The organism is Paenibacillus alvei DSM 29 (assembly GCF_000293805.1).
Classification (GTDB): domain Bacteria; phylum Bacillota; class Bacilli; order Paenibacillales; family Paenibacillaceae; genus Paenibacillus_B; species Paenibacillus_B alvei.
This window is the reverse complement of the sequence record NZ_AMBZ01000003.1, coordinates 353,171-369,213: the sequence shown is the minus strand read 5'-3', so window position 1 is coordinate 369,213 and position 16,043 is coordinate 353,171. Positions and strand designations below refer to the sequence as shown.

Annotated in this window: 14 protein-coding genes; 5 read left to right on the top strand and 9 right to left on the bottom strand. The window is 45.1% G+C overall.

Going from position 1 to position 16,043, the window contains the following annotated elements; genetic code table 11:
• Nucleotides 1–11: 11 nt before the first annotated feature.
• Nucleotides 12–1,319, bottom strand: coding sequence for a purine/pyrimidine permease (locus PAV_RS12045; protein ID WP_005546470.1), 1,308 nt, complete (start codon nt 1,317–1,319; stop codon nt 12–14).
• A gap of 60 nt (nt 1,320–1,379) precedes the next feature.
• Entirely contained in the window at nt 1,380–2,708 is a 1,329-nt protein-coding gene (locus tag PAV_RS12040; RefSeq protein WP_005546467.1) for a sigma-54-dependent Fis family transcriptional regulator, read from the bottom strand.
• Between the two features lie 256 nt (nt 2,709–2,964).
• On the opposite strand from PAV_RS12040, the gene PAV_RS12035 reads away from it, so the two are divergent.
• A complete protein-coding gene (locus PAV_RS12035; protein ID WP_040735816.1) occupies nt 2,965–3,885 on the top strand; it encodes a proline dehydrogenase family protein in 921 nt (306 codons plus the stop codon).
• Between the two features lie 101 nt (nt 3,886–3,986).
• On the top strand, nt 3,987–5,534 hold the full coding sequence (gene pruA / locus PAV_RS12030) for an L-glutamate gamma-semialdehyde dehydrogenase (protein ID WP_005546464.1): 1,548 nt from the start codon (nt 3,987–3,989) through the stop codon (nt 5,532–5,534).
• A gap of 290 nt (nt 5,535–5,824) precedes the next feature.
• Here the strand turns inward: pruA and PAV_RS12025 are convergent, their stop codons facing one another.
• From PAV_RS12025 to PAV_RS12015, 3 genes are all read right to left on the bottom strand, one after another.
• Nucleotides 5,825–6,517, bottom strand: coding sequence for a hypothetical protein (locus tag PAV_RS12025; RefSeq protein WP_005546462.1), 693 nt, complete (start codon nt 6,515–6,517; stop codon nt 5,825–5,827).
• A 193-nt stretch (nt 6,518–6,710) separates the two neighbouring features.
• Nucleotides 6,711–6,992: a hypothetical protein gene (locus PAV_RS12020; protein WP_005546460.1), complete on the bottom strand. Its 282-nt coding sequence runs from the start codon at nt 6,990–6,992 to the stop codon at nt 6,711–6,713.
• A 68-nt stretch (nt 6,993–7,060) separates the two neighbouring features.
• Nucleotides 7,061–8,749, bottom strand: coding sequence for a methyl-accepting chemotaxis protein (locus PAV_RS12015; protein ID WP_005546458.1), 1,689 nt, complete (start codon nt 8,747–8,749; stop codon nt 7,061–7,063).
• A gap of 292 nt (nt 8,750–9,041) precedes the next feature.
• Between PAV_RS12015 and PAV_RS12010 the strand changes: the two genes are divergently transcribed.
• Nucleotides 9,042–10,091: an AI-2E family transporter gene (locus PAV_RS12010; RefSeq protein ID WP_005546456.1), complete on the top strand. Its 1,050-nt coding sequence runs from the start codon at nt 9,042–9,044 to the stop codon at nt 10,089–10,091.
• Between the two features lie 74 nt (nt 10,092–10,165).
• On the opposite strand, the gene PAV_RS12005 is transcribed toward PAV_RS12010, so the two are convergent.
• From PAV_RS12005 to PAV_RS11990, 4 genes are all read right to left on the bottom strand, one after another.
• On the bottom strand, nt 10,166–10,999 hold the full coding sequence (locus PAV_RS12005) for a hypothetical protein (RefSeq protein ID WP_005546454.1): 834 nt from the start codon (nt 10,997–10,999) through the stop codon (nt 10,166–10,168).
• A gap of 83 nt (nt 11,000–11,082) precedes the next feature.
• Entirely contained in the window at nt 11,083–11,280 is a 198-nt protein-coding gene (locus PAV_RS12000; protein WP_040735815.1) for a hypothetical protein, read from the bottom strand.
• 111 nt (nt 11,281–11,391) lie between these two features.
• Nucleotides 11,392–12,564, bottom strand: a complete 1,173-nt coding sequence (locus PAV_RS11995; protein WP_005546452.1) for a DUF4179 domain-containing protein — start codon at nt 12,562–12,564, stop codon at nt 11,392–11,394.
• Entirely contained in the window at nt 12,558–13,121 is a 564-nt protein-coding gene (locus PAV_RS11990; RefSeq protein WP_005546450.1) for an RNA polymerase sigma factor, read from the bottom strand. Before PAV_RS11990 ends, PAV_RS11995 begins: the two co-directional genes overlap by 7 nt.
• A gap of 430 nt (nt 13,122–13,551) precedes the next feature.
• Here PAV_RS11990 and PAV_RS11985 point away from each other — a divergent pair, with 430 nt between their 5' ends.
• Together PAV_RS11985 and PAV_RS11980 are read left to right on the top strand one after the other, a co-directional pair.
• Nucleotides 13,552–14,877: a glycosyltransferase family 2 protein gene (locus PAV_RS11985; RefSeq protein ID WP_005546448.1), complete on the top strand. Its 1,326-nt coding sequence runs from the start codon at nt 13,552–13,554 to the stop codon at nt 14,875–14,877.
• 65 nt (nt 14,878–14,942) lie between these two features.
• Nucleotides 14,943–16,043 carry an acyltransferase gene (locus PAV_RS11980; protein ID WP_005546447.1) on the top strand — a complete coding sequence of 367 codons (1,101 nt, stop codon included), beginning with the start codon at nt 14,943–14,945 and terminating at the stop codon, nt 16,041–16,043.

The following is a 16,043-nucleotide window of genomic DNA, read 5'->3' as shown; positions in this document are numbered from 1 at the left end:
ACAATTTCCTTTTACTGCTTCAGCTCAATCTTCCCGGCTTTACGATCCCATAATCGACTTCCCTGCTCCATTGCCATACTGAGAATCATGCCTACGATCAAGCCATTATTCGCCATTGTCTTCAGCAGTCCTGGAAGTTCACCAACTGCTTCCGCTGGAATGAACATACATCCAATTCCCATCATGATCGACACGCCCAATATAAAACGATTGCGTTCATTCATTGAGATCGACTGGAATTCCTTCATCCCAAGTCCAACCATCGAAGCGAACGGTATAAAAATCGTAGCGTAACCAACCGGCATCGGAATCGATGCGAAGAAGGCCGTTGCGGGCGGGAAAAAGCTAATGCCCGCAATCAACACACAAGCAATAATAAATGGCAGACGTTCATATATGCGAGTCGTCATAATAAATCCTGCCGTACCGGAAATTGGAACGCACCCCATTGCCGAGAAGATGCCCCCTAAGCCAGTATTCGCACCCATCATAAGCATCGTACGATCATAGTTGACCGGCTTGGATTTCTCGCCAGCATTCTTCATTACGCCTTCCATGACGCGAATGCTCGTCATCATGTTCGCAATAAGGAGCAGACTGACGAACAGAGATGTCATAACGATCCCCGAATCGAGCTCAGGCAATCCCCAAGCAAATGGCATCGGAGCAGACACCCAAGCAGAAGAAGGCTGAATCGGCTCCGTAATACCAAGCAGATAAAACAGCAGCCAACCTATACACAGGCTGATTAGCACTGAATAATTGCGCAAAAACGCCTTCGAGCTTCGAGGCAGCAGCATGGCGCACAATAATGTGATAAGCGCGGGAATGGCGACCTGAAGTTCCACATGTGTGGAGGCACGGTATCCGACACCCAGCATTCCCTTCATGAAGGAGCCGCTTAGCTGTGCAACGAGAAGAAGCAAATAGGTTCCCACGACTAGCGGGGTGAACAGCTTGCCAATCACCGCTGTCAAGCGCAACACTGCTATGACGATAAAGAGTGCGCCCGCAATCAGCATCCCCATTTCCAACTGGCGTAGTCCGCCTTCTAGCGTAAGTGTACCTGCTGCGACGAGTCCGCCGTACACGGCAAAGACGCCCCACCATAACCCGGCCGGATTCTCCATAATCGGCAGCCGGTGGCCGAACATCGTCTGCAGGACGCCTGAGATCCCAATAATTAAAAAAGTCCGCTGCATGAATTCCGCAATATCCTGCGGCGAAAATCCAAATGCATGACCAACAGCCAGCGGGGCAACGAGGCTCCCCGCCAAAATAAATACGAGCCACTGAAATGAGGCCAATCCAAGTTTCATCTGATGTCTCACCTGTTCCTATCATTTCTAAGTTGTCTATTCTATGATGCAGCTGTAAATCTATGAACCTTCAAGTCCATACTGCCTCATCTTATAATATAGCGCTCCGCGCGATATGCCGAGCTGCCTTGCCGCCTTCGCCTTATTCCCCTTCGTCCGATTCAGCGTCTCTGAGATAAGCGCTCTCTCCATCTCTTCCGAATGCACACTTAACGGAAGCTCCGGCTGCGTCAATTCATTTAGCGTCGTAAGCCGGGCATAGTCCGGCAAATCCTGTGCAGAAACGAATCCATCACCGCCGCGTCCCATATAGGATACTAATGCATACTGCATCGCATTGGCCAGCTGCGCCATATTGCCAGGCCAACTGTAAGATGTAATCGCAGCCAGCGCATCTGCACCGAGATTCGGGATGCCAGCGCCCATCTTCTCCGCCGCTTCGTATATATAGTAACGCGACAGCTCTGGTAGCTCTTGCTGACGCTCCGCCAGAGAAGGGATATGCTCCGTCTGGAACACATAGTATAGCTCCTGCAAGACGGATTGAGGCGGCTGCTGCATTGTCCTCTCCCCATTTTCATGCGGGATAGAGGCCACTACATGCGCATCAAGCTCAATCGGCTGCTTCGCTTCAACTTCTCCCGAACGATAATATTTCCCCTCCTGCAGCGCCTCTGCAAGCTTCTCTTGCACCGAAGCCGGAAGCATATGCACATCCTTCAAATAGAGGGTTCCATTCCTAGCCAGCTCCAGCTTGCCTATACGCGGATGTTCTCCCTCATACCCGAACAGTTCAGCCTCTAGTAAACCTGCTGGAATGCCGCTGCAGCTCACATATACGAACTGCCCTTCACGGGCGCAAAATGAATGCATCCATTTCGCAACCGACTTCTTTCCAACTCCAGCTGATCCGGTCAACAGCAAAGGGCATCTCATTCGGGCTAAAGCTGCCAAGCTGCTCTGCTTCTCCTTGGACAGCGGCAGCAATGCATTCGATATTCCTTCTTCAATCGGACGGCTGACCATCTCGGCACTAAGCTTTACATACTGCGTTACATTACGCTCTATCGAAATAGCGCCTATTAGTTGCTGTGCCTGATTGAACACCGGGATGGCGTTAATCATGACATGCATTCCTGGGCTCGGCTCATGATATACTTGGCGAACTTCCTGTCCACTCTCCATAACTTGCAGCAGCATTATGGATTCCCGCTGAAAATAGTCCCCTATCTTCCTACCTACGATTGCATCACTTTTGATTCCGTACGTATGCTCCGCAGCCTCATTCCAATACATAACCGTCCCTTCCGGATCTACGATTGTAACTGCGTCATTCGTCGCTTTCAGCACGCCTTCGAACCATGATTGTATCTGTTGCGACTCTAGCATTCTATCACCGATTCTTCTCTATTTTTTCTTAAATTATGGCAAAAACAGTGTAAAAAAGCAATGAAAACACAAATATCTCGCTTGGCAAGCGTCAATTATCGGGCAACCCATTTTCCATATGATGCTAAAATAATGATTTACTTTATGTATATTATGTGATTATAATTAATCATAAATTATATTTATGTATAATTTTTGAACACTATTTCAACCAAACTGCAAACAACAATATCGTACAGAGGGGAAGCTACACGCCATGGAAACAATCATGCGCAATGCATTTCTCTTTCTCTCGAAGAATCGGCTTGCCAATCGAACCGCCAAAAAATACGGTTTGCGGTTCGGAGCTAAGCGCTTCGTCGCGGGAGAGCAAATTTCGGAAGCGATTACAACGGTTAGGCAGCTTAATGATCGCGGCATCGTAGCCACATTGGATCATCTTGGCGAATTTATCTCCACCAAAGAAGAAGCAGCAGAGTCAGCACAATATTGTATTCGCACGCTAAATGAAATCGCCGCTCATCAGGTAACATCCAATCTTTCGGTTAAGCTGACACAACTAGGCCTGGACATCTCGCCCGAACTCTGCCTTGATCATATGCGCGCCATCCTCGATACGGCTCAACGCCATAACAACTTCGTGCGCATTGATATGGAGGACTACGGTCACAACGAAGCCACCATCGAGATGTTCAATACACTAAGAGAAGAGTTCGGCAGTACAGTTGGACTCGTTATTCAAGCTTACCTGTACAAAAGCAGTGAGGATATCGATCAACTGAATCGCTATAAGCCGAACTTGCGTCTCGTCAAGGGGGCTTATAAAGAATCACCACAGGTCGCTTACCCGGATAAGGTTGATGTCGACCGCAATTTCACCCACATCATTGAACAGCATCTAGCCAACGGCAACTACGCCGCCATTGCCACACATGACGATCACATCATCGAGCACGTCAAGCAAATCGTTCGCACTCATAACATTCCACGCACACAATTTGAATTTCAAATGCTGTACGGCATCCGCAATCAAGCGCAGCAGCAGCTTGCCGACGAAGGCTACACCATGCGCGTGTATGTCCCGTATGGCAACGACTGGTATGGATATTTCATGCGCCGACTCGCTGAACGGCCAGCTAATGTTGGATTCGTGCTCAAATCCATGTTTAAGGCGTAGCCAGCTTAACGAGGGACATTGTCAGAATGATTGCACTGAACTTTTTATATATTCATATCAAGAATAATCAAACATAACGGATGGTTAAGGAGGTCATTAACATGACAGTAATCGATTATCGAAATGAGCCATTCACGAATTTCACGGCAGAGGGGAATCGTGAAGCAATGCAAAAGGGCTTGGAAAACGTGCGGGAGCAGTTGGGACGCACCTACCCGCTTGTAATCGGCGGCGAGCGAATCATAACCGAGAAGCGAAGCACCTCCACAAATCCAGGGAATATTGAACAAGTCGTTGGCCATGTTGCCCAAGCTGGCGTTGAACTTGCTGAATCGGCGATTGCAGCTGCGGATGCGGCATTCAGCAAGTGGCAGCACGTCGCTCCAGATGTGCGTGCAGGTTATCTGTTCAAGGCAGCAGCCATCATGCGCCGCCGCAAATTCGACTATGCAGCTTGGCTTGTCTACGAAGTCGGCAAGAACTGGGCCGAGGCTGATGCAGATGTAGCAGAAGCCATTGATTTCTTAGAGTTCTATGCTCGAGAAATAATTCGACTAAGCAGCCCTCAACCTTTAACAGCTCTGGCAGGGGAAGACAACCGACTCACTTATATTCCACTTGGTATTGGGGTTGTCATTCCACCGTGGAACTTCCCGCTCGCGATCATGGCTGGTATGACATGTGCTGCAATTGTGTCTGGGAATACGGTCGTGTTAAAGCCTTCTTCCGCTTCCCCTGTCATAGCAGCAAAGTTCGTTGAATTGATGGAAGAGGTTGGACTTCCTCCAGGCGTCTTGAACTTTGTACCTGGTTCAGGTTCCGAAATTGGCGACTATCTTGTCGATCATCCGCGTACTCGCTTCGTATCCTTCACAGGATCGCGCGATGTTGGTCTGCGCATTAATGAACGAGTAGCTAAGACTCAGCCAGGTCAGCTCTGGATCAAACGCTTTATCGCTGAAATGGGCGGCAAGGACGGCATCGTCGTTGATAAGAGTGCAGATGTGGAAGAAGCAGCAACTGCAATCGTGCAATCTGCTTTCGGCTTCCAAGGGCAAAAATGCTCTGCCGGCTCGCGTGCCATTGTCCATGAGGACGTGTACGATGATATTGTTCGCCTCGTAACAGAGAAGACAAAAGCTCTCAGCGTCGGTCTTCCAGAGGAAAATGCTGCAATAGGCCCTGTTATCGACAAGCATGCATATGAGAGTATTTTGAAATATATCGAGGTTGGCAAAGGAGAAGGCAAACTCGCAGCAGGAGGCAGTATTGCCGATGGCAACGGGTATTATATTCAACCCACGGTGTATGTAGATGTAGATCCGGAAGCAGCCATTATGAAGGAAGAAATATTTGGGCCTGTTCTGGCAATCTCCAAGGCTGCTACGTTCGAGCAAGCAATTGACATTTTCAACAATACCGATTACGGCTTGACCGGTGCCGTGTACAGCATGAATCGCGAGCATTTGGAATATGCACGCCACCACATGCATTGCGGGAACCTGTATTTCAATCGGAAATGCACAGGCGCGCTTGTTGGGGTACACCCATTCGGCGGATTCAATATGTCTGGAACTGATTCGAAGGCTGGAGGAAGAGACTATCTGCTTCTCTTCACCCAAGCGAAGCTCGTATCGGAAAAATGGTAATTTCCAGAACCGCATCAATCTAGTTCTTTAATCTGATTCATTTCAGGTAACGTCATTATCAATAAATCAAAATTCGCCAGCAGACCTCCTTATTTTCGAGGAACAGGTCTGCTGGCTACTTATATGAACATAATGAACATAACCCGCTTTTACTCTTCCGTTTCATTTAGCAGAAGCAAGTCACGAATGCAATCGCTATAAAGCTTATTCGTTTATTTATCGTATTGAATCAATCACTTGGAACAAAACTTTCATTTTATGTTATCGATAACCCTTTCCAGTAAAATATTTCATCTCTTTCCTAAAATAAGGGAGCCCACAATAAGAAATCCGAGCATTTCCGCAACGATCCAAATGACACGAATACAATGATTCTCTACCTGATCCATATCTTTAAGCTGTACAACGCGATGATCATATTCGAGCGGCCGGATAAGCTGGCCGAGTCCATCTTTCGTATGCTGTCGGGCTGCCAAATCCAGCTTTGGAGCAATGTGGACAATTTCCCCATTGTCATATCTCCCCTGCATTCGATCCCCTTCCATGACAAATGATGCCGGCCTTCCGCCACTATTTACATAGTACTGCAGTGCTGCAATCATTGGCTCTTCTTGAGCGCCCTTCAAATGGGCCAGACCATCCGAGATATCTAGCGGATAAATGCCCCACTTGATATGATAGTTCCCTGATGACGAATCCTCTTGGTCAAGCGAAAATAACGCGATATCTCCAAGGTTCAATTCATAGCAATTATCCTCTTGTCGAGTACATGCAATTGTAATTTCTTGCTCTGTTTGCTCACCAGACACGATATAGATGACTTGAATCGACATCTTTGCCTTTTCATTTCGTATCACTTGCCCAATAAGCAGCGTATCCTGGTCGTCGTGTGTCAACCGGTGTAGTACATCTGCAGCTTGAACAGGGATTACGAAGGATATAGCCAGCCACAGAAATAAGCTGAAGCAACAAATCCTTCTCAAGGGCACACCCCCAACAACATAATTGCATGAATGCCAGCTCCTATGATGTCTCACTTTTTACTCGCGTTTCCGTATTATACCATTCGGTCTTATGAAATGTCTTCCCTTATTTCATAAAGAAAAGGACATGAAAGCTATAGCTTCATGTCCTTCGTTCTACATCTGTTCATTGTCACGGGCAATACACATTCATTTATTCGTCAGAAGGTGACTGTTCAAGCGTATTCCATGATGCTGACAGCAGTTCATCAAACAGATCGTCATCTTCCTCTAGTCTGGCATCCAGTTCGTAAAATTCTTCCTCATCCCCAGATTGCGCCGTAAAGTGCAGGTTATAATCCCAATCCTTCCCGTTCTTGCTGAAAAAGCTAATTTCATACGGAGATTTTACATTCTCCAATTCAAATATAACTTGTCCAAGATAATGTTGATCTTCATCTTGATGCATAGATGCCTTTGTAATTTTTACACTCATGTGTTATCCCTCGTTTCATCCTCGATGCTTATCATTATAGGTAAAATTGATGCGCTTATCCAGTCAGGTCAACGAAGCCGGAAATGCCGAACAGATGCTTGAAGCTCATTTGCAAGCTCATTCAAGCGGGAAACGGAACGATTCATATCATCCATTGCCGACAATGTAACCTGAGACGAAGAGGAAAGCACTTCACTTTCGTTACATGCATGCTGTGCAATATCCGTCAATTGAGACAATGAGGCGGCAACCTCCTCCGAGCCTGCAGACAATTCTTCCGTAGATGCAGATACCTCTTGAATTTGCGAAGCAACCTGCTCTGTCAACTGTGTAATGCGCTGGAATGACTCCCTTGTATGCTGCATCGCTTCTTGCCCCAATAGAACTTCCCTCGTACTCTGCCCCATAGCCTCAACGGATGCAGCCATATTTTCACTTATCTCATTTACAAGGCTTGCAATTTGCCCGGCAGCCTGACTGGACTGATCCGCCAATTTTCTTACCTCAGCAGCCACGATAGCGAATCCCCGTCCATGTTCTCCAGCTTGTGCGGCCTCGATAGACGCGTTCAAAGCAAGCAAGTGAATCTGAGCAGCAATAGCTGTCATCACCTGTACCATTTGTCCGATATCATCCGATTGCTGACTCAATACTTCAACAGTATGAGAGGCCTTGCGATTCGCTTCACTAACTGCCATAATTTGCTGATCGGCTTGGCGTATCAATTCGTCGCCATCTGAAGCCGACTTTTCTGTATGTAAGGCGGAATCGGATACAACAGCCGATGTTTCCGCAATTCTGGCGACCCCTTGCGCCATTTCTTCAACTGCCCTTGCACTTTCCGCAGAAGCGCGCATCTGTATCTCAGCCCCGCTAGCAATACGCTGTATGGAAGCTGCATGCTGATTGGTTGCCTCTGTCGTTTGTTTGACAGAATGACGCAGTTGTTCCGACGAATCGGCGACCATATCTGTAGCTGTCTGAACTTGGCTAATCAACTGAGACAAATCTACACGCATCTTTTCAAAAGAACGCGCCAATTGCCCCATCTCATCATTGGTCGTACATGGTATTGGCGTCCGCAAATCCCCATCTGCAATGACCCGCGCCGATTCATTCAACTGCTTCATCGAACGGGAAATGGAGCGTGTTAACACGAAAGCCGTAGCAGTCGCGATTAGAATTGCCACAAGCAGCAAGATGAACAATACGGACTGGTGTGAACGATTTGTCTGTTCCACCTTGATCATTTCCTGCTGAATACGGTTTAATTGCTGCTCCCGCATTTGATCCATCTCACGGTTGATCTGTTCAGAGGCTTGATCGAAGGCCCCCATCGTACGATTACCGGCATCTGTTCCTTTATCCATGTAATCATGCGCCATTTGCTGGCCCATTTTATAAAAGTTTTTGAATGCCTTTTCAATCTCGTCTAGCTTGCCGGATAACTCCGTATGAATTTGCTTGAAACGCTGAACATCAGCTTGAAACTGTGAAGCATAATGCGCCGCTTGAGTAAATCCATCGTCCATGCCGTCTTTCCCTCTAGTAACGCCAATGTCGGTTAGCCACTGCTGTACCTGAACAACAGACAGCTTCATATTATCTGCAAGCAATGTCGATTGCAAAGTACGTTCCTTGATTTCTTTCACTTCACTCAACTGATTACTCGATGCCATATATTGATACATAAAAATGAATATCATACAAATGACAATAATCGAAAATCCTATTCTGTTCTTCAACCGGATGCTCATCGCTTGCCTCTCCTTTTTATGACCAATCGCCTTATCTCTTCCACATGGTAACGCAATATCTACCATTTGTCTGTTTACAAATTCATAACAATTGTTCAAATGCGCATATGTAAGAAAAAAGTAAGAGGTTAATTTACATTTATTAGTAAAAAATTGAATCCTTACATTTGCTATCGCGTATGGAATATCATATGCTTGAATACAGTGAAAGGAAGAGCGTTCTCTTCAAACGGATATGGCAAGGGACCGAACTGCTCTCACAAGTGACAATCAAAGGAGTCCTAGATTTACGATGGAAACAGTGAAAGAATTTTTCAAAGGTCCTGGTGTCAAACGCATTCTCATTCTCGTTGTACTTATCGCACTGCTCTTTGCAATGCGAAGCATGATTCACCTCATTCTTATTACGTTTATTCTAACGTACCTTGTGGACAGGCTGCATATGTTCCTTCATCGGAGGATTACCAAGTTCGTAAGGGTCAATTACAAGGTAACCGTGCTGCTTCTTTATGCCGTACTGCTTCTGTCCATTGTCGGAGGAGCGTACAGTGTATTCCCTAAGGTTATTACTCAGATTGAGCAGCTTGTGAACAGCATTATCCAGTTCTATAATACGAAGGCATTTTTGAATTACGATTTCGATTTCGAGTTCATGCAGTACATCATGGACTCTTTACAGAAGATCGATCTGGCAAGCTATGTCAGCAAAGGCTTCGATTTCATCGTAAAATCGGCATCGGATATCGGACAATGGGGCACCCGAGCGATCATTTCCTTCGTGCTCAGTCTGTTCTTCGTGCTGGAGAAGAAGCGCGTTATGGAGTTCACGGAAAAGTTCAGAACCAGCAAAATCGGATTCATCTACTCGGAGCTTGAATACTTCGGCAATAAGTTTTTGTATTCATTCGGCAAGGTCATTGAAGCACAATTCCTTATTGCCATCGTGAACAGCATTTTATCCACCATTTGCTTGTGGTTAATGGGCTTCCCGCAATTGTTCGGACTAGCCATCATGATCTTCCTGCTCGGATTGATTCCGGTGATGGGCGTTGTCATCTCCCTCATCCCGTTGTGCGCGATAGCTTTCAGCATCGGCGGTTTGATCAAGGTCGTATATGTAGTCATCATGGTCATTGTCATTCATGCCATCGAAGCCTACATCTTGAACCCGAAGCTGATGTCGGCGAAGGTACATCTGCCGATATTCTATACCTTTGCTGTTCTTATTGTTGCCGAGCATTTCCTCGGCGTATGGGGATTAATTCTCGGAGTGCCGATTTTCATGTTCCTCTTGGATCTGCTTGAGGTTAACGTGAAGCAAGAATCCGAAAACGCCAGTTGATTAACTCGCTACAAGTCGCACAAAATCAAAAAAGCCAAAGGGCCGATGCATACCGCAATCGGCCCTTTTTGATCTTATTTATGTTGATCCAGCTCTATCGTCAATTCCAACTCTTTCAAAAATTCGACAGGCGTCATTCGCTTAGCCAGTACGGACAAGTTTGCTTTGTTAGCTACGGCTGGAAAAGTTAGTTCGTATTGGTAAATGCCGTTTTTTACTCCTACCAGTTTCGGCGCTTCTTTTAAATCTAGTCTTTTCCCATTCTGAACTAGGAAAACTCCTGTATGCTGAATTGATGCTGTATCACCTGCAATGGACAATTGAAGTATCGTCTTATCCTTTTCTTTTTTCAATCCCGTCACTTGCAGCTCCCCTATTTTTCCCTGATCAATCGTTACCGGAAAAGTACCGTTCAGCTTCGCCATTACATTCGCCTTTTCAGCGGTCGCAGAACTCTTATCGTCATAGTTCCCGCCTACATAGGACTTGACGATTAACTTCTTTGCATCTTTTCTAACAGACGCCACAGTTGCCTTCATAACCCATGCAGTCGTATTATCCTCTAGGAGGCGGGGATGGTCCTCCTTATCGATTAGATCATAGATCCATCCTTTATCGTCCATAACCAAATTGTTCATCCACATCACTTGATCGGCAATTTCCTTTTTAATGCCTTCAGGGAATTTCTTTACGATCGCGAACTGAATCCCTTTTTCCGTCTTCTCTACTGCTTCTAATTCGATAGAAGCCCCGCCATATTCTTTGACGATGCTCAATTTCTGATTACTGACAGTCGCACTACTATGATGTCCCGCTACTGCTTGCGCAACTTTAGCTGTCCCCCATGTAGCCATAGTTCCTCCCATCAGCAACGCTGCGCTCATTACCATTCCCATCGATCGTTTCATTGCGCTTCTCTCCTCCCATAAAGCTTGTTGATTTTCTCTGTACATTCATATAATCGAAATCCCGGGATGACCGGTTGACCGGTTTATTTCAAGTCAATCTCAATATCGCTATTAATCGTGACCGGCGAAGATTCTCTAGACATCTCTATCTTGTATGACTCCAGCTTCGGGGCATGTATTCGCGCTTGATAGTAATCCTTCTGATTATGGATGACCCGCACTTCTCCGACATCGATCCCACCATTGCGGTCAAGCCCAGGAGCCGATACAGAAGGAGACACGGCGAAGCGTATACCTGTTCGATCGGGATCCGAAGCATCTTTTTTATTTTGAGCATGAGATACACATCGTCATAGTACGCATCTGTAATCGTCAATTTTTACCCTTGTAAGTTACCGTCTTTGGCAATTGTTCTCCTGGGGTAAAGGTAAACGCCTCCCAGGCACTTTTTCCGTAAGGCTGACTTCTTTTATATGCAGGGTAAGCCGTTCAGCATCTTCGAAATAAGGCGAGGAGTAGAAGCTCAATCGATTTCCATCTTCCCCAACTGGCTCAATTTGATATGCGCCAATTGTATCATCAGAAAAGAGCGGGTACTTCCTCCCTTTATCATCCTCTAAATAAGAATCTTGCCGATTACCGATGAAGCGCAAATAATAATTGCTTTTCTTATCGAGTGAAACATTCAAATATGTGTTTGTCGGCGTAATTGTTACATCTCCTAAAATAATATCCTTCAAATCCGGATCGCCGCTTATATTAATCAGTTTATGAAGCGGTATGATTTTATCTTTAAGCAGCTTGGACGAATCGAATGGGATGCTCAGCTTGTAGCTTGCCTTCTTACGGAAGGAGCCGTCCTTATATTCATTCACGTTTACTTCAAATCGAAGCTCCCTAGGATTCGTACTTAAAAATTGCTGGAATTGATCTGGTTTCAATTCAGACGTCGCGGTACTCATAAGGAACGGCTCCTTCGTTTTCGCATCGATATAAATACCCCCACTTACAGACTTTAACACCTCAAAATCTACTGCCTTCACATTATATAAATTCGCGGTTCGATCAAGAAATTTCATCCCATCTTTTCTTGTGATTACATTTTGCTTGATATTATCGGATGTAATCATTGAACGGAAGGTTAATCTATCTCCGGTTAAATATAAGTCGCTTATGCTTATCTTCATATCATCGAACTGCTGCACAACAGGCTTGAATGGTTCATATCCATGCGATTTCGCGTTATCCGATCCGTGGTCAAATAGCTGCTCCATCACACTCTTCGCTAAAGAAAATCCTGGTATGTTTTTTACCAGTTCCGCAAAAGAAGGGGACACCTGAATCGCACTAAGCGAGGTAACGGCCAATATTGCTCCGATTGCCGCAGCCTTATAGATGAATCTTCTTCTCTTTCGACGAGTCGCAGCAACTCCTGCATGCCGAACATCCTCTACCATTGATGGCACTTCCTTCGCAAATTGAAGCAGTGAAGAAGGAACTGGAAGCTCATCTAACGAATGCTGCAAATCTTTTTTTAACGGAGTCCCTCTATCTAGCTTTAGCATTCCATCACCTTCTTTTGTATGGATAGTAGAGACATTTGGCTTAATTTCATTCGAGCCGTATGAAGCCGTGACTTCACAGTCCCTTTCTTGATGCGGAGCACATCTGCGATTTCCTCTATCGACAACTCTTGATAATAATAGAGAATAATAACCGTACGATAATTCATATCTAGCGACATTACCTGGTGTAGCACTTCCGATTCCTGTTCCCTTTTCAACAAAACTTCTGCTGGAGTAGCAACATCATCAACGAATTCCGATTCATCAAGCTCACCGTGACGGCTATTTAGCTTAGCCCTCCGCCTTGCCAAATCCATAGCACGGCATGCAACCAGATGGTTGAACCACGATTTGAATTTCCTTATTTTCTTACCGGCCATGATCGCTTGGTAAGCTTCCAGCAAGGCATTCTGTACCGCATCCTCAGCCGTATGCGCCTGACGAAGGATAGCGACGGACGAGCTGTAAGCGCGGCTTAATAACGGCTCTACCAATAAAAAGAAAGCATCCTTATCTCCGCTTCGGCAGCGTTCCATTAATCGTTCCTCATGTTCCATTGAAAAGACCTCCAATATTATCTACATTAATATAGGCGAATTCAAAGAGGAATGGGTTCACTTTTTTACTCTTCAACGAAAAATGGAAAAAATACCAGTGTGCACTAGATTGGAAGTGATGTATTCGTTTTCTTGAAAGTTAAAGTGGTTTTACTTTTGGTAATCATTAGGATAATTTGTGAGTAGACAGAAAATTGTTCATTCTACGGATTGGAGGTTGTAAAAACAGAAATAAACAAATAGTCTATATTTACTATTTTCTACTCTTTCCTTCCATCTAGACTCATCATCATGGGAAACACTGCCCCACATCCTAGTAATGAAACTCAACACGAGAATGATCACATCCTTGTACTTTTTCGCTTTATCACTAGAAAGCAAGAAAGATCTATGCTTTTGTTCGAAACAGATAGAGAAGGAGTGGAACAAAATGCAGTACTTTTTTTATGTAACGACGATCGTCTTCTTAGGCTTTCAGCTCTTGTATACGATCATTCCTCTGCTGTTCAGCAAGGTGAAGAAAGTAAATCATGAGCTGAGTGAAAAATCGATCAGCGTTCTCGTGCCTGCCTACAACGAAGAGCTGACCATCAAAAATTGCATTGAAGCCATGAATCAGGTAAACTACCGCAACTATGAAGTCATCATTATCAATGACGGCTCGACAGATCACACCTTCCACCGTTTAGAGGAACTTCTTGAGTTGAAGCCCGTTCAGCGAACAGGAGATGGGAAACTATTCTATCAAGCTATTAAGGGCGTGTATGGATCTGCTCGATATGAACATATCTTCGTCATCGACAAGCAGAACGGAGGCAAGGCTGATTCCTTGAACGCCGGCATTGACTGTGCGCAAACGGATATCGTCATTACCTTGGATGCCGACAGCATGCTTGAGTTCGATTCTCTGAAATACGTGAATCAATATTTTCACGATGAGGATGTCATTGCACTTGGAGGTACCGTAAAAATTGTACAGGGCGCTGAGAAGAAGGATGGCGTTATTGTCGAGAAATTTACGGGCAAAGGTCTCATTAAGAGCCAGATCCTGAATTACATTCATGGCTTTTATGTAAGAAAGCTGACCCAATCCGTGTTCAATTCCATTGTTGTCATATCCGGAGCCTTCGGCGCTTTCTACAAGGATATTTTGGTTCAAGTGAACGGCTTCCGCAGCACAGTCGGTGAGGATATTGACATTACCTTGAAAATTCATGAGTATCTGAAGGCCAACCATCTTAAGAAGAAGCTGGTATATGCTCCTGAAGCCGTATGCTATACGGAATGCCCGGAAAATATAAAGAACTTCAACAAGCAGCGGATACGCTGGCAGAAAGCTTTTGTTGACTGTATCTTAATCTATTGGTCGCAGTTGTCTCAAAAATTCCGTCCAGGAGTAAGCTTGTTTTTTGCCATTGACGGCTTCGTGCTCGGAACGCTTACCGCGTTTACTACGATCATTTATTTCATTAATATTTTGCTGTTCGGCGGCAACATCATGCACATGCTCATCCTCTTCTCCATCATCATCGTTGTTAATGCCGCACAAATCATTACATCGCTGTACTTGTGTAAAAAGTACGACAGCAGCTACTCACTCCGAGACTACATCACCATGTTCTTATTCAGCCAATACGAGCTGCTCACATATCGCAATTTATTGCTGTACTTGAATATTGTCGGCACTATCAAGTATTTCGACAACGATGAAGGCTGGGGCTTCGTTGAACGTAAAGGCGTAGCTTCGATCAGTTGATATCTGTATAACCTGCATAGCGGCATAAAAAAAGATAGCCGCATGTATTTTCCGGGAGGGAGAACATGGAGAGTATTATAAAAAACAATCGGATCATATATGTAGATATTTTGCGTATTCTTTCGATTCTCGCCGTCATCGTGCTGCATATTACCGCAGACCTGCTAACAAGAACGAATAATTTTGATTCATCATCTTGGTGGGTCAGCAATATTTTCAACTCCATTTCGAGATTTGCTGTTCCTGTGTTTTTCATGATCAGCGGTGCCATGATGCTGCGGGTGAAATTTACAACATACAAAGATTTTTACATAAAAAGAGTGCTTCCGCTTGCAATTGCACTCATTAGCTGGTCATTCATCTATGCGCTTTACAATCAATACGTTATCGTTAACACCCACATGAATGCACTTGCATTCCTGCAGGATTTCGGCTATAAGCTGCTGACAGACGGCAACTATGTCCATCTCTGGTTCTTGTACGCGATCATAGCCATTTATATGACCATTCCGTTAATTAGCAAGCTCGTCCAGGCATGCAGCGAGAAGGATCTGCGGTATTATTTGACGATGTGGTTCACAATCAGTATCGGTTATCGCTTCCTGTCGGATATCGTGCTTAAGGTGACAGGGCAGTATTTCACCATACCCTTATTCAACATCCCAATGTTTACTGGATTTCTTGGCTATTTTATCTTGGGACATTATTTATACACATATGGCTTGCCAGACAAATGGAAGCACGTGCTGTTTAATGTAGGTATTGCCTCCTTTTTCATTACGCCAATTGCCACCTACTTCGCTTCTCAGCATCTTGGAACGTTGGATGAAACCTTTTATGGCAACTACTCCATTACGACCTTCTTTATGGCGGTTGCGGTTTTCATTTGGTTCAAGGAAAAGGAGCATGCACTGCATGAGCGGATAAACTACAAGCTGCAAAAAATGATAGGCTCCATCTCAAAGGCCAGCTTCAGTATTTATTTGATCCATTTGTTGATTGAATTGCTCATCACCCAAAGAGCAGAAACGGAAGCGACTGTGTTTCAGACGTCCTACGTGTTAATCTTCAATGTCATTGCTGTATTTACAGCCAGCTACCTGATTGTGAAAATGTTGAATCTCAGCAAAGTCATGACTACCGTACTGTTTGGTGGAAAGGGGTAA